The 18,656-nt window shown below is 61.3% G+C and carries 16 protein-coding genes and 3 pseudogenes; 7 read left to right on the top strand and 12 right to left on the bottom strand.

Annotation, left to right across the window (positions count from 1 at the left end; translation table 11 throughout):
* Positions 1–56: 56 nt before the first annotated feature.
* Complete coding sequence (locus IVB18_RS22305) at positions 57–554, top strand: peptide deformylase (RefSeq protein ID WP_247991098.1); 498 nt, start codon at positions 57–59, stop codon at positions 552–554.
* Positions 555–558: 4 nt separating this feature from the next.
* Here the strand turns inward: IVB18_RS22305 and IVB18_RS22300 are convergent, their stop codons facing one another.
* From IVB18_RS22300 to IVB18_RS22270, 7 genes are all read right to left on the bottom strand, one after another.
* Positions 559–1,755, bottom strand: coding sequence for a hypothetical protein (locus tag IVB18_RS22300; protein WP_247991097.1), 1,197 nt, complete (start codon positions 1,753–1,755; stop codon positions 559–561).
* 215 nt (positions 1,756–1,970) lie between these two features.
* Positions 1,971–2,849, bottom strand: coding sequence for an AraC family transcriptional regulator (locus IVB18_RS22295; RefSeq protein WP_247991096.1), 879 nt, complete (start codon positions 2,847–2,849; stop codon positions 1,971–1,973).
* A 262-nt stretch (positions 2,850–3,111) separates the two neighbouring features.
* On the bottom strand, positions 3,112–4,371 hold the full coding sequence (locus tag IVB18_RS22290; protein WP_247991095.1) for a serine hydrolase: 1,260 nt from the start codon (positions 4,369–4,371) through the stop codon (positions 3,112–3,114).
* A gap of 195 nt (positions 4,372–4,566) precedes the next feature.
* A complete protein-coding gene (locus IVB18_RS22285) occupies positions 4,567–7,071 on the bottom strand; it encodes a DEAD/DEAH box helicase (RefSeq protein WP_247991094.1) in 2,505 nt (834 codons plus the stop codon).
* Between the two features lie 71 nt (positions 7,072–7,142).
* Entirely contained in the window at positions 7,143–7,547 is a 405-nt protein-coding gene (locus IVB18_RS22280; protein WP_247991093.1) for a type II toxin-antitoxin system VapC family toxin, read from the bottom strand.
* On the bottom strand, positions 7,544–7,786 hold the full coding sequence (locus IVB18_RS22275; RefSeq protein WP_247991092.1) for a ribbon-helix-helix domain-containing protein: 243 nt from the start codon (positions 7,784–7,786) through the stop codon (positions 7,544–7,546). Before IVB18_RS22275 ends, IVB18_RS22280 begins: the two co-directional genes overlap by 4 nt.
* A gap of 521 nt (positions 7,787–8,307) precedes the next feature.
* Positions 8,308–9,198: a LysR family transcriptional regulator gene (locus tag IVB18_RS22270; protein WP_247991091.1), complete on the bottom strand. Its 891-nt coding sequence runs from the start codon at positions 9,196–9,198 to the stop codon at positions 8,308–8,310.
* A gap of 276 nt (positions 9,199–9,474) precedes the next feature.
* Between IVB18_RS22270 and IVB18_RS22265 the strand changes: the two genes are divergently transcribed.
* Together IVB18_RS22265 and IVB18_RS22260 are read left to right on the top strand one after the other, a co-directional pair.
* Positions 9,475–10,209: an SDR family oxidoreductase gene (locus IVB18_RS22265; RefSeq protein WP_247991699.1), complete on the top strand. Its 735-nt coding sequence runs from the start codon at positions 9,475–9,477 to the stop codon at positions 10,207–10,209.
* Between the two features lie 41 nt (positions 10,210–10,250).
* Positions 10,251–10,850, top strand: a complete 600-nt coding sequence (locus tag IVB18_RS22260) for an NAD(P)-binding domain-containing protein (protein WP_247991090.1) — start codon at positions 10,251–10,253, stop codon at positions 10,848–10,850.
* A 263-nt stretch (positions 10,851–11,113) separates the two neighbouring features.
* On the opposite strand, the pseudogene IVB18_RS22255 reads toward IVB18_RS22260, so the two are convergent.
* Positions 11,114–11,437 (bottom strand): annotated as a pseudogene (locus IVB18_RS22255) (GMP synthase (glutamine-hydrolyzing)); the annotation flags it as partial.
* Between the two features lie 68 nt (positions 11,438–11,505).
* Here IVB18_RS22255 and IVB18_RS22250 point away from each other — a divergent pair.
* Positions 11,506–11,619, top strand: a pseudogene (locus IVB18_RS22250) (DUF3363 domain-containing protein); the annotation flags it as partial.
* Between the two features lie 4 nt (positions 11,620–11,623).
* On the opposite strand, the gene IVB18_RS22245 reads toward IVB18_RS22250, so the two are convergent.
* Complete coding sequence (locus tag IVB18_RS22245) at positions 11,624–12,538, bottom strand: LysR family transcriptional regulator (RefSeq protein ID WP_247991089.1); 915 nt, start codon at positions 12,536–12,538, stop codon at positions 11,624–11,626.
* Positions 12,539–12,751: 213 nt separating this feature from the next.
* On the opposite strand from IVB18_RS22245, the gene IVB18_RS22240 reads away from it, so the two are divergent.
* Positions 12,752–13,972: a carboxymuconolactone decarboxylase family protein gene (locus IVB18_RS22240; RefSeq protein WP_247991088.1), complete on the top strand. Its 1,221-nt coding sequence runs from the start codon at positions 12,752–12,754 to the stop codon at positions 13,970–13,972.
* A gap of 14 nt (positions 13,973–13,986) precedes the next feature.
* Here the strand turns inward: IVB18_RS22240 and IVB18_RS22235 are convergent.
* From IVB18_RS22235 to guaA, 3 genes and pseudogenes are all read right to left on the bottom strand, one after another.
* Positions 13,987–14,828 (bottom strand): annotated as a pseudogene (locus IVB18_RS22235) (IS5 family transposase).
* Between the two features lie 161 nt (positions 14,829–14,989).
* Positions 14,990–15,889, bottom strand: a complete 900-nt coding sequence (locus tag IVB18_RS22230) for an HNH endonuclease (RefSeq protein ID WP_247991087.1) — start codon at positions 15,887–15,889, stop codon at positions 14,990–14,992.
* 74 nt (positions 15,890–15,963) lie between these two features.
* On the bottom strand, positions 15,964–17,562 hold the full coding sequence (guaA, locus tag IVB18_RS22225) for a glutamine-hydrolyzing GMP synthase (protein ID WP_247991086.1): 1,599 nt from the start codon (positions 17,560–17,562) through the stop codon (positions 15,964–15,966).
* 173 nt (positions 17,563–17,735) lie between these two features.
* Between guaA and IVB18_RS22220 the strand changes: the two genes are divergently transcribed.
* Positions 17,736–18,068 (top strand): DHCW motif cupin fold protein, encoded by a 333-nt coding sequence (locus IVB18_RS22220; protein ID WP_247991085.1) that lies wholly within the window; start codon positions 17,736–17,738, stop codon positions 18,066–18,068.
* Between the two features lie 265 nt (positions 18,069–18,333).
* Complete coding sequence (locus tag IVB18_RS22215; RefSeq protein ID WP_045000506.1) at positions 18,334–18,543, top strand: cold-shock protein; 210 nt, start codon at positions 18,334–18,336, stop codon at positions 18,541–18,543.
* Positions 18,544–18,656: the final 113 nt, after the last annotated feature.

Here is an 18,656-nt window from a genome sequence, read left to right as displayed (position 1 = left end):
TTGGTAGGCCGTCAACAACGAGATGCTTCAACAGCCCGTGAGTGGTAGGAGCCTGCATGACCATTCGCCCCATCGTCCGCTATCCCGACCGCCGGCTCGCGATGCCGGCGCGCCCCGTCGCCAAATTCGACGACACGCTGCGAGGGCTGGCGACGGATCTGCTCGAGACCATGCGCGCGGCGCCCGGGATCGGCATCACCGCGCCGCATATCGGCGTGCCCTTGCGGGTCGTGGTGCTCGAGCTCGACGCCAGGGACGGCGCTCGCACCTACGTCAATCCGCAGATCGAATGGGCCTCACCCGAGATGATCATGCACCGCGAAGGCAGCGTCTCGATGCCCGGCGTCAACGACGAGGTCCAGCGCCACGCGCGCGTGCGGATCAGCTATCAGGATATCGACGGCAACATGCAGACGGAGGAGTCGGATGGTTTACGCGCCGTCTGCCACCAGCACGAGATCGATCAGCTCGACGGAATGTTCTGGATCAACCGGCTGTCGCGGCTGAAGCGCGAGCGGCTGGTGAAGAAGTTCGAGAAGATGTCGCGGGGGTGACCGCTCACGGTGCGAGTAGCACGCCCCACATGAACGCGAATGTCTGCGATCCCGCCAGGACGGCCGAGATCGGCTTTCCCGTCGGATTGAACGGAAGCATGGGGGTGACGGTGGGTTTTCCCGCAGGCCCGAACGAGGCATAGGCGTGGCAGGTGATGCAGGACGATGCGGCGATCGTCCCGTTGCCCACGATGCCCTCGATCACCGAATTGCCCAGCACATAAGGCGTTCCGTCGGCCGTCGTGTAGTCGACCTGGGTCGATTTCAGGCAGTAGTTCTCCCAGACCGGCGACAGATGCGCGCCCGCCATCAACGCCTTCAGGGCCGGCGTCTTGAGACACGTACCATACTGCGAGTTGAACGCGGTCTTGTTGGGCAGGACGGCGGGAATCTCAGCGCCGAAACTGTCGAAACATCCCATGAAGTCGCAGCGGCCGGGATTGAGGTGGTGCTCGAACGTGCCCCAGACCCAGTTCGGATTCTGCCGGCTGCTGACATGTAGCGACACCAGCGCGTACTCGACGGAATCGACCGTCGCCGTGTGATAGAGTCTCGCGACGTTGCCGGCGCCGCCGATGCTCGGGATCCATTGCAGCAATGTCGGCACCGGAACCCAGTCGCCCTTCACCGCGATCGACTCCGGCGGCATTTCCACCTTGAACGATTTGGCGAATGCGTCGGCGAGCCCCGCCTGCGTGTTCAGACCGTTGGTGACGATGTAATCGAACATCGGCCGGTTTCGCTTGGTCTGCTCGCCGATGCAGGGTTTTGGGTTGCCACTGGTCGGGAAGCCGCCGACCGGCGCATTGCCGGGCGTGGCGCAGGGAACGTCAATTGGGAGATGAGCGTTCGCAGCATCCGGAGTCACCGCCTTGAAGGTGGCAAGCGCGCTCGCGTGCAGCCGCATCGGGGTGCCCGCTTCAGGCCAATGCGGCGTCTTCGAGAAGGTGTCGGCATCCGACGCCCAGGTTTCAAAGACGACGGGCGAGGCTTGCGTGCTTGAGACGGGCGCGGCGAATTGCGTGAGCAGGCGCCAGATGAACGCGTCGGAGTTCTCACTGACGCCATCGACCGCGCCGCCCCTGGCGGGCTCCGCGACGATAACCGGACTCTGCGCGTGGACTGATACCAACCCGAGAACAGCGACGGCAAGCTGGACGAGAACAACTGAAAACAATCTGGTCAGGCGACAGCCCTCCATGAGGACTCTAATTGAGTGCAGCAAGTCGCAATGAAGACCTGCCGGAGACGTGCTTTATTCTGACATATCACCCTGAAGTTGTAAACGACTTTCACTGACACGCGCGGTTTGAGCGCAGACCCTATAGGGCGGACTAGGGACGCTAATCCGCCATCTATCAGCGCGGCACGGCGAGAGAGGTGGCGGATTACGCCTTGCGGCTCATCCGCCCCACATCATTTCAGCGGCAAGAAAACGTCCGCGACCGCCTCATGCTCCGGCACCTCCGGGAACAAGCTCAGCCGCTGGCAATAGATCGGGAAGTCGCGGGCTTCCTCGCCGCTGGCCGGAAGCCAGTCGCGATAAAAGTAGAGCGCGGCGGGCTCCAGATTGTCGGTATTGCCGACGACGCGCAGCACCGCACAGCGTCCGCCAGGGATCTCGCCGGCCTTGATCTCGTCGCCGTTTGCCTCGATCGGCTGGTCGGTCCCAACGCAGAGGTCCGTGCTGTAATCGGCAGGCGATGCAGGGCGCCGCTCGGAACGCCAGACATTGAAGGTCGGACTTGTCCTGGGGTGCAGGCCAGCGGCCCTGCGCCAGGCGATGAATCGCTGAATGGTGGCGCCGAGCGTCGCAGGGCTCCCCCGATGCTCCATGATCGCGACCTTCGTGGGTGGCACATCGCGTATCGTCACGTCGTCAGTGGTAAACGTCTTCATGAGCTTGCTCCTCGCGTTGTCGAGAGGCCCGAAGGCCGCAAGCCACGGCTCCCAGTCGGGAGATTTCCGGAATGACGAAGGCGATTGCCCGAACCGTTGCCGAAAGGCGCGGGCGAAGGCGTCGGGTGCATCGTAACCGGCATCCATCGCTATGTCCGTGACGCTTTGGGCGTCACTGTAGGCCAGCCGGTGCGAAGCGCGCTTCAACCGGGCAAGCTGGACATCGCGATGCACTGACAACCCGAAGGTCGCCGTAAACTGCCGGTGGAAATGAAACTTCGAGAAGGCCGCAACACCGCTCACCGTTTCCAGGTCCAGATCACTGTCAAGATGCCGGTCGATATGGTCCAGCACCCGCCGCATCCTGTCCTGATAGTTTTGCAACGCCGCCTTCATCGTCCCCTCCGTGGCGGCTCCAGATAGTCGCGGACGGCGATAATTTGCTCGACCGATCTTGCGGTTTGGCATGGATCGACCACGACCGCTTTCAGGCATGTCTGTTTGCATCCATGCAGAATCCGTAGCCCGGATGGAGCATAGCGTAATCCGGGATTCGTACCACGCAGGCAGTTGCGCGATGCGGTTGGTCCGTCCCGGATTGCGCTGCGCTCCATCCGGGCTACGAGGATGCCAGGTGATCGCCGGGCACCCCACGCGTTTACCCGCCAGCCGTCAGCTCCCTCGCCAGCGCCATGTAGGCCGGCAACGTCACGGGGTCGTTGGCGGCGTTCCCGGCAACCGGATGCGAGGCGTAGCGTGCGATCACCATCTCGGCTTTGGGATCGACATAGATGCCCTGGCCATGAACGCCGCGCGCCATGTAGGCGCCGTGCGCATTGTGCGTGACCCACCATTGATTGCGGTAGGAGGCGCCGGGCAACGTGGTGTAGCCGGCCGGCTTGAACTTCTGGGGATCGCCGCCGCGCGCGATGTCCTCGACAACAGATGACGGCACGATCTGGCGGCCGTTGAACCGGCCGTGATTGCGCATCGTCTCGCCGAAGCGGGCAAGATCGCGCAAGCTGGTGGACAGGCCGCCACCGCCGCTTTCGGTGCCGATGCGGTCGACATGATAATGCGCGTCCTCCTCCGCACCCATCGGGGCCCAGATGCGTTCCGAGAGAAGGTCGGACAGCGTCATCCCGCTCGCGCGCCGGCAGATCCAGGCAAGCACGTCGGTGTTGACGGTCTTGTAGGCAAAGGCCTTGCCGTGCTCGCCCTGCTTCGTCTGCGCCATGAGGAAATCGAAGATGGTGGTCGGGCCGTCATAATCAGGCGGAATCGGCGCCATGCCATTGGCACGCCGCAGGCCCCACACGTGCGAGTTCTTGTCGGTGTAGACTTCGGTGTATTCGAGCCCCGTAGTCATATCCATGACCTCGTGCACGCGCGCATCGCCGAACGCGCTGGCCTTCAGCTCCGGCACATAGTCCGCCACCTGTGCCTGCGGATCGATCCTGCCCTCCGTAACCAGAATGCCGGCGAGCACGCCGGTGAAGGATTTCGTGACCGACATCGCGATATGCGGCTTGTGCGGCTTCAGCGCACCGAAATAGCGTTCGTAGATCAGCTTGCCCCGATGCAGCACGGCGATGCCGTCCGCATAGGTCTCCTCCAGCATTTTCGCGAACGTCATGGGACGGCCATCCATGGTGATCGAGGCCGACGCGCCGATGTCATGGTCTTCACGCTGCAGCACCGACGCGGGCCCTGCCCCGCGCCAAACGTTCACGGTCGGCACCAGCTGGCGGATGTTGCTCCAGGCCCAGCGCAACTCGGGGAAGCTGCGGAAGGAGCCGTTCTGGAAGGTGATGGTGCGATCGGGTGCCGGGGGGAAGCCCCTCATCCAACCAAGCGCTTCCGGATCGGTCTCGGTGGCGGTTGCGGGTGGTTGGCTGGGGGAGGTAGCAGCGGACATGGGGCGGCTCCGAAGGGGCGATGCGGAGGTCGTATCATGACGTCGCACGGCCGACATCCCGCGTTTGCGCCGGGTACCTGCGCCGGTCGGGACGACGGCATTGGCTGGCCGTTCTCAACCAGCGATTGGCCTTATGGTATTGAGTGTCACCGTAATTCCCCGTAATTCCCAAGATGTTGGCGAAACGACGCATCGTCACGCAATCTTGCCGCGCAGGCCGTCCGCGAGTGCAGAAAGTGCATTGGCAAGTTGTCGCGCGGTCTCCGGTGAGGGCAGCGGCATTTTGAGGCTTTGCGCGCCAGTTGCCGGATCGCGCTCGATCCAGGGATGAGCCACAGTCTTGGGGTCAGCCTTGGGGTCGTTGGCAGCCACCAGTGCGGCAACAAACTGCGCACCGACCTGCACCAGGGCTTGCCACGGATCGGAAGCCGTATCGCGCGATGAAGCTCCAGCCCCATCAGCCTGCGCGATCGCCGTCTCGCCAGCGCCATCGTTCACATCCACATTTATATCTTCCCCGGACCCGGTGTCATCAGCAGTGACGATATTCCTGATTTCCTCAGCCGGCGTCACGGCCTCGCTCTCACCCATGCTTCCGGTGACGCTTTCCACGTCCTTCATGAAGCGGTTGAGGCGCGAACCGCCGAGCGAAATCTCACCACTGCCACCGTCGAGAATTCCTGCCGACAACGATCGCTTGAACGCCAGCACCGAAAGCATGCCCTCCTCGATGGTGCCCTTTGCCACGAAATTGATGACCCGCACCGGCCGCGCCTGGCTCATGCGATGGATGCGTGCGATGCGCTGTTCGAGGATTGCCGGATTCCACGGCAGGTCCATGTTCACCAGCGTCGAAGCGTGCTGCAGATTGAGGCCCGTGCTGCCGGCATCGGTGGACAGGAACACCCGGCAAGCGGGGTCGTCGCGAAACCGCTCGATCAGTGCCGGCCGCTTCTCTGACGGTACACCGCCGTGGAAGCTGACATAGCCGTGTCCATGCGCTTCGAGACGGCGGATGACGATGTCATGGGTCCGCGTCCACTGCGAAAACACCACCGCCTTGGCCTCGGGATCGGCGAACAATTCGTCGAGCAGTGCCGCCAGTTCGTCGGCCTTGACGCCATGGTCGGTTTCCTGGTCCAGCAGATAGGTGCTGTTGCACGACATGCGCATGTTCTGCAGGGCAATCATCAGTCGCCGCTGATCCATCTCCGACAGAAACCTGGTCTTGCGCCAGCGCCGAACGATTTTCGCCACCTCGTCGGCGTTTTCCTGATGGTAGTCCATTTGCATTTGGGTCATCGGCACCAGCAGGTTCTGGTCGGTCCGGGCGGGCAATTGGCGCAGCACCTCGGATTTGCGGCGGCGGATCATAACCGGCGCTAGCGTTTGGCCGATCTTATCCAGCCCGGTATAGCCGGTGACGCGCCCGGCTTCGTCCTTGACCTGATGCTCGTGCAGCAGCTTCCAGGTTGGTCCCAGCCGATGCTGATCGACGAACTGGACGATGGAGATCAGTTCCTCGAGCTTGTTTTCCAGGGGCGTACCGGTCAGCACGATCGCATAGGGGCTATCGATACGTTTCAAGGCGCGTGCCGCAATAGTGTTCCAGTTCTTCACCCGTTGCGCTTCATCGACGATAACCAGTTCGGGCGACCATGCGGCGATCAGGTCGAGATCGGGCTTGAGCTTCTCGTAGTTTGTTATCTTGCAGAAGTCGTCCAGGGCATAGTCCTTCTGCCGCTGCGCGCGGCCGCCGCCGATAACGCGTGCCGCATTCTTGCTCTTCCGTCCCGAGAAGCGCGCAATCTCGCTTTGCCACTGATATTTGAGGGAGGTCGGGCAGATCACCAGAACTTTCGAGACGCCAAAATGCCGTGCCAGTATTTCCGTCGCGGCGATTGCCTGTATGGTCTTGCCAAGTCCCATGTCGTCGCCGATCAACGCCCGACCGGCCCGCACCGCAAACAGCGCGCCCTCGGCTTGATAGGTATAAAGCGGGACCTTCAGAAGCGCCCGCAGCTTTGCATCGGCTGCGCCGCGCGGGAATAGCTGCTCCAGCTTCGAGGCCCGGCGATCCGCGTCCCGTCTTCCCGCGACAAAATCGAGCGCGTCGTCATAAGCGCGCAGCTCATGACCGCACTTCGACGCCATGGCCATGAAGCGTTCCAACTCGCCGAAACGCCCCTCCGACAGCATCCCGCCGCGTTCGGCGTCGAACAGGCCGGCGGCGGCCTCCTTTACCGCCGGCGGGCAATCCGTTCCTGCGCGAAAATGCACGCAGCGTTTGCCTTCATTGCGCAAATACAGTTCAGAAAATGCAGGCTGATAGCCGCGCGTGAACGCCGCCTTTGCGCCGCGCTTTTTCTCCAACCGCGCAAGCGTGAATTCGAGGTGCTTGCAGGTCCCCAGCTCGCTCGTGGCATAATCGGGGCAAGAACAGAAATTGCCGCCCGGCCCCAAGCCTCGAATCGCGACGCGATAGCTGGATTTCGACGCTGGATTGCTGACCCGAAACTCGGAGAAAAACGGTTCGCCGGTCAGATTTTCAAGCCCGAAGGTCTGCTCGCGGCCAAACTGTCGGCGCAAACCGCGTTGCCAGTCCAGCGGCGACAGATCCGCTGGAGCATGGGTGCGGGAGAGCTTGGGTTCCCTGTTCGGCTTGGCAACGAGATTCGGTTTTCGGTGCGTGGATTTCATCGAGACTCATTCCGTTCACAAAAGGGTCTCGGGAGAGAGCGACCCTTCCAAGGCAGATTGCGGGGCGGAGATTACGGGCTATGCCAATCCTCAAGCCCGAGCCCGCCGACGCGAACGAATTCCCGCGCATTGTGCGTCACGATCTTGAGCCCCCGCCGCAAGGCACAGGCCGCAAGGAGCAGGTCATACGCTCCGATGGGCGTCCCCTGGCTGTTCAAGCTTGCACGCAATTGCGCCGCTACACGGGCATCTTCGCGCTCGAACGGCAAAACGGAGATCGTGTTCAGAAGCATCCGCATGGCTTCTCGCACGCGAGGTGTCAGATTGGGATTGCGCGCCAAACCATACTCGACTTCCAACTCCGTGATCACCGAAGCGGCCAATTGCTGCGGCGCTTCCTGACGGAGCCGCGCCGTTACGGCTCGTTCGCCGCGCGCGAAGTCGCTCAGCACATTGGTGTCGAGGAGATACTTCACGAAAAGTCGTCTTCAAGCGGTGACAGCAATTCGCCGCGATACGATTCGAATGGTGGCACGTCGGGAACGCCCTGCCACTCCAGGATCAGCGATGGCCAGCCGGGACTGCCGAGTGTCTTCTTGTCCAGCCATTCGCGCAGCGCCTTGCGGATCAACCCACTGCGCGTCTCGCCCAGCTTCTTGGCCGTTTGGTCCAATTCCTTGGCGGTTTGATCATCGAGATAGAGGTTGAAGTTCACGAGAAATCACCCGAGAGTGAAGTATAACCTACATCAGGTTATAACCGGAAGCCGATTGTGGCAAGCGCAGGCAGGACAGCTTGGTCCAAATCTTTATGTCGTAGCTGGACTGCGACAGGCTATGTCTTCCCCCTACTCCCACTCGATTGTTCTGAAGCATCATAACGCATTGATCCATCGAGGAAAATCTTTCCGCTGACGACGAAGAACCGTATCCCGGATCCGTCAGAAATTCTTGCTCTTGAATTCAAAGGAGAATTTCGGCGATCCGCGATTTGCTCGGTTTCAAAGACTATCGATATCGGTTGGTCTATTTTCCTCGGAGTTCTCCGCAAAAGCGGCGTCTCCAGCCTGCCAAAAAGACCGTCAGCGATGGTGAAGTCCGTCGCCGTCAGTGGTGTGGCCCCTCGCGCCGGTTGCGATACGGCGCAACATTCGCGGATTGAACGACGCCGCTTCAAGCGATCACAGCTCGGCTTCCGACCGGATTACGGCAAGCGTCGCCGGCGACCTGCCGGGCGTCAGTCGCGCGATATGGACAGCCCCGCGAGAAGCGGAGCGTACGCGGAGAGCCTGCGGGATACGAACTCGGTGAAGAGCCGCACGCGCTTCGTCTTGCGTGTCTCGCCCTGTGTGAGAAGCCAAACCGTTCCGTGCATGTGCAGGTCTGTACCCGGCACCCTCACCAGTAGGGGGTCGGCATCTCCGACGAAACACGGCAGTGTCGTCATCCCGAGCCCTTGCCGTACAGCAACGATCTGCGCCTCGCCGTCCGTGGTCCTGAATGGAACCCCCGTGGTGCGAACCTCGCGGGCCCAATCCGGGATTCCATGACTGCTTATGACAATCCACCGGATGGGATCAGGCGCGGCCGCACGCCACGCGGTTAGTCGATCCCGGGACATGTAGACGCCTCCGAACAACTCCGGTCCCTTCAGGCCGTGAAGATTGAGCGGCAGGGTTTTGCGGTCGTAGACGACGCGGATCGCGACGTCGGCCTCTCGGTTGGTCAGATTTGCCAGCTCGCCGGACGACAAGATTTCCATCTCGATGTCCGGATGCAGATGCGCGAAATCGGCGAAGTCCGGCATGAGCAGATGTGTCGCGAGGGGCGGCGCCAGCGTCACCCGCAGAAGCCCGCGCACGCTCTGGTCGCGCCCGAAGACGCGCGTCTCCAGCAGGTGCGACGACGCTTCCATCTGGTCCGCGAACTCGAGGACCTCCTCGCCCGCAGCCGTCAGGCGGTAGCCCGAAGGCAGCTTTTCAAACATGTGCACCCCGAGGCGTTCCTCGAGCTGGGCGATGCGTCGCAGCACGGTCGCGTGGTTCACACCGAGGCGCTCGGCGGCAGCCCGCACCGAGCCTCCGCGCGCGACGGCAAGAAAGTAGCGAACGTCATCCCAGTCGATCATGGTGCAATCCCGCACCGCGCGGTGCGCCTTCCAAAGCCCGTATCTAACACATCGAACAGCAGTACGCGCGGTCATCATAGCCTATGCCGACAAGCACGGCCCAATTCCGAACGGCGGATACCGATCATCGCGGGGCTGGCGTCAGTCGTCCAGCCGGATCGATTTCGCACCACCGATGTGCGCGTTTCCGCACTCAACGCCTGGCGCCGGCGGACCCATGTTGAGGTTCTCGGGAGCATCCCCGAACAACCAAAGACGGAGTCTGAAAGAGAAATCATGAGAAAGCTTGAGGGTAAGGTTGCAGTCATCACGGGTGGATCGAGCGGTATGGCGCTGGCGAGCGCCAAGCGGTTCGTTGAAGAAGGCGCCTATGTTTTCATCACGGGCCGGAGGCAGGAGGCGCTGGACGAGGCCGTCAAGCTGATTGGCCGGAACGTGACCGGCGTGCGCGGCGACGCGGCCAATCTCGACGACCTCGACCGCCTGTTCGATACGGTCAAGCGGGAAAAGGGCAAGATCGACGTCCTGTACGCGAGCGCAGGCATGGGCGAAGCCGTCCCACTGGGCGAGATTACCGAGCAGCATTTCGATGCGGCCTTCAACCTGAATACGCGCGGCACGCTGTTTACGGTTCAGAAGGCGTTGCCGCTGTTCAACGATGGCGGATCGATCTTCATGACCGGGTCAGTTGCCTCGGTGAAAGGTTTTCCTGGTTACGGCGTGTATTCGGCGAGCAAGGCGGCGTTGCGCTCATTCGCACGCACTTGGCTCAACGAACTGAAGGGCAGGAATATCCGGGTGAACGTGCTGAGCCCGGGGCCGATCGCCACACCGATGCAGGACCAAGTTCTCACCGAGGAGGCGAAGCGGATGTTCGAATCCCTGATCCCGCGGGGAAAGATGGGGCGTCCTGAGGAAATTGCGGCGGTCGCGCTGTTTCTTGCTTCAGACGATTCGAGCTTCGTGAATGGGGTGGAGTTGTCTGTCGACGGCGGCTTCTCGGCCATCTGAAGGGCCGGGGAATCAATATCAAGACGGATCGGAGAAGTATTATGAGCTATGCGATTGTAGGATTCGGTGCGGTAGGCCAGGCTCTCGCCCGGGCCTTCGCCCGTAAGAACATCAAGGTGGCCGTCGCGAGCCGCCGGCCGCCCGAGGCGTTGGCGCCGCAGGCTCGGGCGATTGGACCCACCGTCGTCGCCAAGTCGCTGCGGGACGCAGTCGAGGCCGACACAATCATCTTGGCGGTCCCTTTCGGGGAGCATCGCGAGGTTGCGAAGGCCCTGCCGAGCTGGAAAGGCAAGACAGTCATCGACGCGATGAACGCGTTTCCAGTCCCTGAAGAGCTGGACGGCCTCCCGTCCTCCGCCTTCGTTGCGAAGTCGTTCACCGGCGGCAAGCTCGTGAAAGGTTTCAATCATCTGATTGCAGCCACCCTGGCTACCGATCCGGTCGTCGACGGCGGCCACCGGGTCGTCTTTCTGTCTGGTGACGACGAGGACGCGATCGCTCCCGTGGCGGCCTTGGCCAAACAACTCGGGTTCGCACCCGTCAAGCTGGGAAAGCTCAACGAGGGTGGCGCGCTGGTGCACGCACGCGGCCGCGTTTGGGGCCCGCTCATCTTCCAGGATTTGTTCAAGCAGGAGCAGTAATCGATCTACGACCGTGTGATCGACGCCGAGAACTGGTCGCGCGCGCTAACTGTTTCGAGCAGCGCGCGACCGGATATTTGAAGGCCACAAAGTCGCGAAGGTTGGGGTGGGCCTGACGGCGTATGGGCGCCGTTCGAAGAGCGGGGAGACGCCCGACAGAGCGGCAGATCTGCGGGTCGCCTAGAATCTATCGACTGCTATCGATGGCCTGGGATTCGCTCGAGTGTCCTCTGCTATCCGATACGACTCCACGGTACTCCCGTTCACTCCCACTCAATCGTCCCCGGCGGCTTGCTGGTCACATCGTACACCACCCGGTTCACGCCCTTCACCTCGTTGATGATGCGCGTCGCGGTCTCGCCCAAAAACTTCATGTCGAACTGGTAGAAGTCCGCGGTCATGCCGTCGGTGGAGGTCAAGGCGCGCAGGCCCACTACGAAATCATACGTGCGGCCGTCGCCCATGACGCCGACCGTCTTCACAGGCAGCAGCACCGCAAAGGCCTGCCAGATGTCGTCGTAGAGGCCGTGCTTGCGGATCCGGTCGATGTAGACGGCGTCGGCCTTGCGCAGGATATCGAGCTTGTCAGGCAGGCGCCTGGACCTGGTGGGGCCTGGGTCAGGCATTGCAAGTTTTATGCACTGTCACCGTAATTCTGGTCCCATGGCGGCCGGTGATCGACCGCCAGCTTGGCAAAGAGGTGACGGGAATCGTCCAAGGTGGATCGGTATCGTGGCAGTTGGGGCGCCCAAGGGGATTGGCCTTGTGACTGATCAGGCCCACTGGCCCACTTCACGTATCACCTGCCGGACCCATTGATGACCGGGGTCGGTATCGTATCGGGCGTGCCAAGTTTGAACGACCCGGAAGGGCGGTATCTCAATCGGCGGAGGGAGGAGCGTGAGCGGTAGCCGACCCGCAAGCGATCCGAAGAGACGGCGCGGCTCGGTCGCGACAAGATCGGATGCATCAACAAGCATCGGCGCCATCAGGAAGTGTCCGACCGTAACGGCAACATTACGCTTCACCCCCCTTTCCGCCAGAACCGCGTCGACATAGCCGTGGGGATTTCCTTTCATCGAGACCTGCAGGTGTCGAAGGGACAAATAGCGGTCGAGGTCAAGGGAACCGTCGAGGCTAGGATGATCGCCCCGGGCCGCGCAGACGAAGTCCTCCTCGTAGAGGAGTTCTTCCCGCATGTGTGTCGGCGGCTCCGGAAAATTGCCGGCAATGAGCTCGACCGCACCGTCGTCCAACATCGCCAGGCCGACGCTGCGGCTGGTATTGCGGATCGTGAGCGATACGCCGGGCGCTTCACGATCGAGGCGGGCCGTAAGTCGCGGCAGCAAGACAAGCGCAGCGTAGTCTGAAAGCCCGAGGACGAATTGTCGGGTGCTCTCCGGTGGATCGAAAGCGCGGCCACCCCGAAGCACACTCTCGACCTGTTCAAGAATCGATCGGATTGCGGGCGCCGCCTCCAGTGCCGCCGGGGTCGGCACCATGCCGCGCGGAGATCGAATAAAGAGTGGATCGCCGAAAAGCACCCGGAGACGATTGAGCGCGTGGCTAACGGCCGGCTGGGTAAGACCGATGCGCTCGGCGGCCCGGGTTGCATGGCCCTCGGAGACCAGAGCGTCGAACACCACGAGAAGGTTGAGGTCGATATTTGCGAGATGAACGCGCTTCATGACGATTATAGTAATTATGCATTGGATTTATCGCAATCGCCGCAGCAGAGTTTCGAACGAAAGTGAAGTGGGGACGGAAGGCAGAGCTGGAGAGTTTGGGATGTCAGGTTCGGATGCCGTTGCGAAAGAAGAAATGCGTCGCGGCGGCGCCTCATTGAGACAGCTTTCTTTGCTGCAACAAGCTCTTTCGTCATCAGTAGGAGTAACTATGCCATGGCGTCGGAATCTCGTGGGGATCGATTTTCGCGCGGTCTGGAGATACTTCGCCAGATCGGCGGGGAAAATTTTGACGGGCCGATCAATGCTCTCGCGGAAACCTCCGCCGATCTTTCGCGCTTCACCGTCGAATACCCGTACGGCGATGTGCTATCCCGCCCGGGCCTTGATCTCCCGCTAAGGCAGCTATGCACCATCTCCATGCTGCTGGCCGATGGAAGCGCCCAGCCGCAACTGAAATTTCATATAGCCGGCTTTCTCAATGCTGGCGGTGAGCCTAACGCGATCGTTGAATTGCTCTTCGTATCGGTTGCAATCCTGGGCTTCCCGGCCACCGTCAATGCCGTAGGAATCGTTCGGTCGGTGTTCGCCGAACGAGAGCTATCGTTTCAACCCATCGAACCTAAGACAGGTGATGGAGTGGGGCGCGGATGGACCGGACAGGACATGCTGGACCGGCTCGTAAGCGGCGATGCGCAGGACTATTTCGACCGCTTTGCTGGCACCGCGCCCGACCTCGCGCAGCTTTCGATCGATTTCGCGTTCGGAGAGGCGCTGGCCCGTGAGGGACTCGACCATCAGGCCAAGCTGCTCGCAATTATCGCGATGCTAGCCGCGAGCGGTAACCGCAACGACGCGCTTCGCCTTCATCTGGCCGGCGCCTTTGCAAATGGCGTGATACGCGAAGAGATCATCGAGCTTCTGATCCAGCTCAGCGTTTACCGTGGCTTCCCGTCAGCTCTGAACGCATTCTCTATCGCTCAGAATGTCTTCGCGCTCGGAGTCCTGCCGCTTAAGGTCGATATCCCCACGCCCGTCGATACAGAGAGCCGCTCGGATCGACTAGAGCGGGGGAAGGTTCTGCTTGCGAAAACCTCGGCATCGTCAGGCGATGCCGTGGTCCGTAGTTTTGACGACATCGCGCCGGACCTAGGGCGCATGATCGTCGAGCATTCCTATGGTGAGGTGTTCTCGCGCAAAGGAATCGATCTGAAGACTCGTGAGCTCACCGCCTGCGCGGCTTTGGCAGCCATCGGTTCCGCGACGACGGAAACTCCTTTGCGCGTGCACATCAACGCCGCCTTGAACGTCGGTGCAAGCCACGAAGAGATCGTCGAAACGCTGATCAATCTCATAGCCTACAGCGGTTATCCCGCGACACAGCAGGCGATCCGTATCGCTGCGGAAGAGTTCGCCAAACGCGACCAATCTGCCTAAGAGTCTGTCCGGGATCATGCTGTTTTTTGGCAGAGCTTTCGCAGCATGAGGCGGATTGAGGCGAGGCGCAAGAACGCCAATGCCTTTCGGTTGAGGCACTCCCAATCCTTGGCCAAACGGCGGCAGCGGTTGAGCCAGGCGATGGTGCGTTCGACGATCCATCGCTTGGGCAAGATCGCAAAACTCTTTGCTGTATCGGAGCGCTTGACGATCTCGACGTCGATTTGCCGGAGGATTTTGCGAACGGCGGACTGAAAGATCGGCCCCTGATAGCCGCCGTCAGCATAGAGCTTCAGCAGGAATGGATGCAGGCCAAACAGCGTGGCCATCACCAGCACCCCACCGTCACGATCCTGGATGTCCGCCGAATGCACGAGGGCGTGGAGCAGCAAGCCTTGAGTATCGACTAGGATGTGGCGCTTCTTGCCCTTGATCTTCTTGCCCGCATCGTAGCCATGCGGGTCGATCCACGCCCCCCTTTTTCCGCGCTCTTGACGCTTTGACTGTCGATGATGGCGGCGCTCGGGCTGGGTTCTCGGTTGGCCAATTCTCGACATTGTACATAGAGCGCGTGATGGATGCGATCGAGCGTGCCGTTCCAAGCCCACAAGTCAAAATAGTCGTGCACCGTGCTGCGTGGCGGCAGGTCCTTCGGGATCGCTCGCCATTGGCAACCGGTGCTCAGCACATACATCAGGCCATTGATCACCTCGCGCACATCGACCGTGCGCTTGTTGCCGCCTCGCTTGGCTGGCGCAATCAGCGGCTCCACCAACGCCCATTCCTCATCAGTCAAATCGCTTGGATAGCGTAGCCGGCTTCGGTCGTAACGACCGCGGTTCTCCTTCGTCCACATGGGCGCCCCTTCGAATCGGACCGCCACCCTTGAATCATAAATGATTCCGATGATTCAAGATGTTCCCGGACAGACACTAACAGCGGAAGGAAAAGACGAATGATCGACCGACGTTCAATACTCTCCGCAATCGTCGCAACTGTGCGGGAGATCGCCGTCGGCTATTGCTTGAAACAATGATCGCGATGCCGCCTTAGAAAATACGGATGTGGACGATCCGATATGCGCCGCGGTTCAAGCGCGCGACCGGTCTTGTTGATGATTGATCGCACTCCTTCCAAATCGTTGGTTTGACGCGAGATCAAGATTTCCAAATCGTCCGCCAAGCTGATGAGACCTCGATCAAACATCCAATGCGCGGTGCCCGACAGAGCGATCCCATTGCTAATGATATCCGGCCCGCTCGCCTCCACTGGCCGTATGTGAGCCGCCGCTACCTCTGCCCGCCCCTTTCCATTGATGAGCTTCAGTCCCGTGATTGCGCAACGCTCATCATAGGCACGCAGTACAATCCGACGAAAAACGCGATCGCGCAAAACCCTCGATACTGTGAGGCTAACGCGGTCGCGCTGCTGGTCGAACCTGAACGGTGTCTGCTCCTCATCAAAATGAGGCGACTGAACGTCATCATCGAGCCGGGGCAACAAAGGTGCCCCTTCCGCAAAACCAAGTTCGACTATTCTACTGAAATCGTCGGCAGAGATTGGGCGGACTGCTGATTGAGCCCGTCCCGAAATTCGGCCTTGCTCATTTAGGACGCCGCGCTCTACCGGCCCGGTCACTCCGTTGAACGGAACGGGACTGGCGAAATCGAGATAGCTTCCCGGCTCGACAAGCGCGAGATACATCCCGGAAGTTCCGGGGTCGGGAATAACTTGCTGAACCCTTGCAATCGCAAAGTAGCCTCGCGTTTCAGCGACCTTGCTCGGTTCATAGTAGATAATCCAGTCTCCGACGCAGGCTTCAACGCGACGCAAGTACTGAGCGGGAAACTGATATCGTTCAGCGGGACTGTCATCATAGATCGAATCCAAGCGATGGATGAAGACCCCGAATCCCATGACTTATTCGGCGCAGCCCCTCAACTTCGATCTCCCCAATTCGAACAATGCGACTTACCGCAGGAGCACGCCCCCTACTCCCACTCAATCGTCCCCGGCGGCTTGCTGGTCACGTCATACACCACCCGGTTCACGCCCTTCACCTCGTTGATGATGCGCGTGGCGGTCTCGCCTAGGAACTTCATGTCGAACTGGTAGAAGTCCGCGGTCATGCCGTCGGTGGAGGTGACGGCGCGCAAGCCCACGACGAAATCATACGTGCGGCCGTCACCCATGACGCCGACGGTCTTCACCGGAAGCAGCACGGCAAAGGCCTGCCAGATGTCGTCGTAGAGGCCGTGCTTGCGGATCTGGTCGATGTAGACGGCATCGGCCTTGCGCAGGATGTCGAGTTTTTCGCGGGTGATGTCGCCGGGGCAGCGGATGGCAAGGCCGGGCCCCGGGAACGGGTGGCGGCCGACGAAGATTTCGGGAAGGCCGAGCTCGCGGCCGAGCTTGCGCACCTCGTCCTTGAACAGCTCGCGCAAGGGCTCGACGAGCTTCATGTTCATGCGCTCAGGGAGGCCGCCGACATTGTGGTGCGACTTGATCGTCACCGAGGGACCGCCGGTGAAGGAGACGCTCTCGATCACGTCGGGATAGAGCGTGCCTTGCGCGAGGAAATCGGCGCCACCGATCTTCTTCGCCTCCTGCTCGAACACCTCGATGAAGAGGCGGCCGATGGTCTTGCGCTTGGTCTCGGGATCGGTGACGCCTTCGAGCTCGCCCAAGAATTGTTTCGAGGCATCCACGTGCACGAGCGGGATGTTGTAGTGGTGGCGGAACAGGTCGACCACCGTCTTCGCCTCGTCGAGGCGGAGCATGCCGTGGTCGACGAACACGCAGGTCAGCTGCTCGCCGATGGCTTCGTGGATCAGCACGGCGGCGACAGCCGAATCGACGCCGCCGGAAAGACCGCAGATCACCTTGCCCTTGCCGACCTGGGCGCGGATCTTCGCGATCTCCTCCTCGCGGAAGGCGCGCATGGTCCAGTCGCCGGAGAGGCCTGCGATCTTGCGCACGAAATTGCGAATCAGTTTTGCGCCGTCAGGCGTGTGCACCACCTCGGGGTGGAACATCAGGCCATAGTATCTGCGCGTCTCGTCCTGGATGATCGCGAACGGCGCATTCGGCGAGGTGCCGGCGACGGAAAAGCCCGGCGGCATCTTGGTGATGCGGTCGCCATGGCTCATCCAGACCTGATGCTTGCCGCCGAGCGACCAGGTGTCCTCGAACAGCTTGCTCCCGGCCTTCACCTCGACGTCGGCGCGGCCGAACTCGCGGTGATGGCCGCCCTCGACGTGGCCGCCGAGCTGCGCCGCCATCGTCATCTGGCCGTAGCAGATGCCCATCACCGGCACGCCGGAATCGAAGATCGCTTGCGGCGCGCGGGGCGAGCCCGCCTCGTGCACCGACTCCGGCCCGCCGGAGAGGATCACCGCTTTCGGCTTCAACTCCTTGAAGGCCTCTTCGGCCTTATTGAACGGGACGATCTCGCAATAGACGCCGTCCTCGCGCACGCGACGCGCAATCAGCTGCGTCACCTGGCTGCCGAAGTCGACGATGAGAATCTTGTCGTGCGCCGAGGCCACGGAGAGCGTCGACGCGGAGCGGTCGTTCTGTGCTGCTGTCATGGCAAGCAAATACGCGACGCCGTCCCTCCCCGCAACCGCGCGGGCCGCGCGCCCACATCCTTCTTTGGGCATGGACAAATCGATATAGGTAAGTATCATTGACATAATATGGCGCGACCAGCTAGCTGTTCAGTCCGCTATCCCTCGAGGTCGGCGCCGAACAGGATCACCCCATGAAACTCCCCACCTCCCCCTTCACCGTCACCGACTGGAGCCAGGTTGAACCGACGGTGCATCCGGGCGAGACCGGGCAGGCGTTGTGGCGCACGCTGAACATCGGCGATCTCCGGGTGCGGATGGTGGAGTATTCGGCCGGCTACCTCGCCGATCACTGGTGCGACCGCGGCCACGTGCTCTATGTGCTGCAGGGTGAGCTCGACAGCGAGCTGCGCGACGGGCGCAAGTTCAAGCTCACGGCCGGGATGAGCTACCAGGTCTCGGACTTTGGCGACGCCGCGCATCGCTCCTCGACGGCGACGGGGGCGACGCTGTTCATCGTGGATTGAGGGCCCCCTGGGGGCGGGGGCTGTGTGCACCGCAAAATAGCAAAGTCCGCGGGGTTCGCGACCAGCGCGTGCCGTCTTGAAGTTGCCCCAATAATTCGCTAGATTGTGATCATCGATCCTTGGCCGAACGACTGGGCCGCTCCGCCTCATTTCCAATGGGTGAGCACGTTTCAGGTATTTCTCCAAAATCGACCAATCGGGACGATGGGCGCAAAACATTGCGTTCTAGTCCCCCTGAATGCATCCTCAATGAAGGGAAATGACTATGGCAATGGGCACAGTGAAGTGGTTCAACAACCAAAAGGGTTTTGGTTTCATCCAGCCGGATAACGGCGACAAGGACGTTTTCGTCCACATCAGCGCGGTTGAACGCGCTGGTCTGAGCACCCTCAACGAGGGTCAGAAGGTTTCCTTCGACATCGTCGCGGACCGCCGCAGCGGCAAGTCCTCGGCTGACAACCTCCGCGCCGGCTAGTTCGTCGCGCATCTCGCGATCTGACCACGGACGTACCGGCAGATCGTAGGACTATCCAAGCCCCGCCACCGAATTTCGGTGCGCGGGGCTTTGTTTGCGCGGGATGGTGGATG

The sequence above is a fragment of the Bradyrhizobium sp. 186 genome (genome assembly GCF_023101685.1).
Lineage (GTDB): Bacteria > Pseudomonadota > Alphaproteobacteria > Rhizobiales > Xanthobacteraceae > Bradyrhizobium.
Note: the sequence above shows the minus strand (reverse complement) of the source record. Positions and strands in the feature narration are given on the sequence as shown.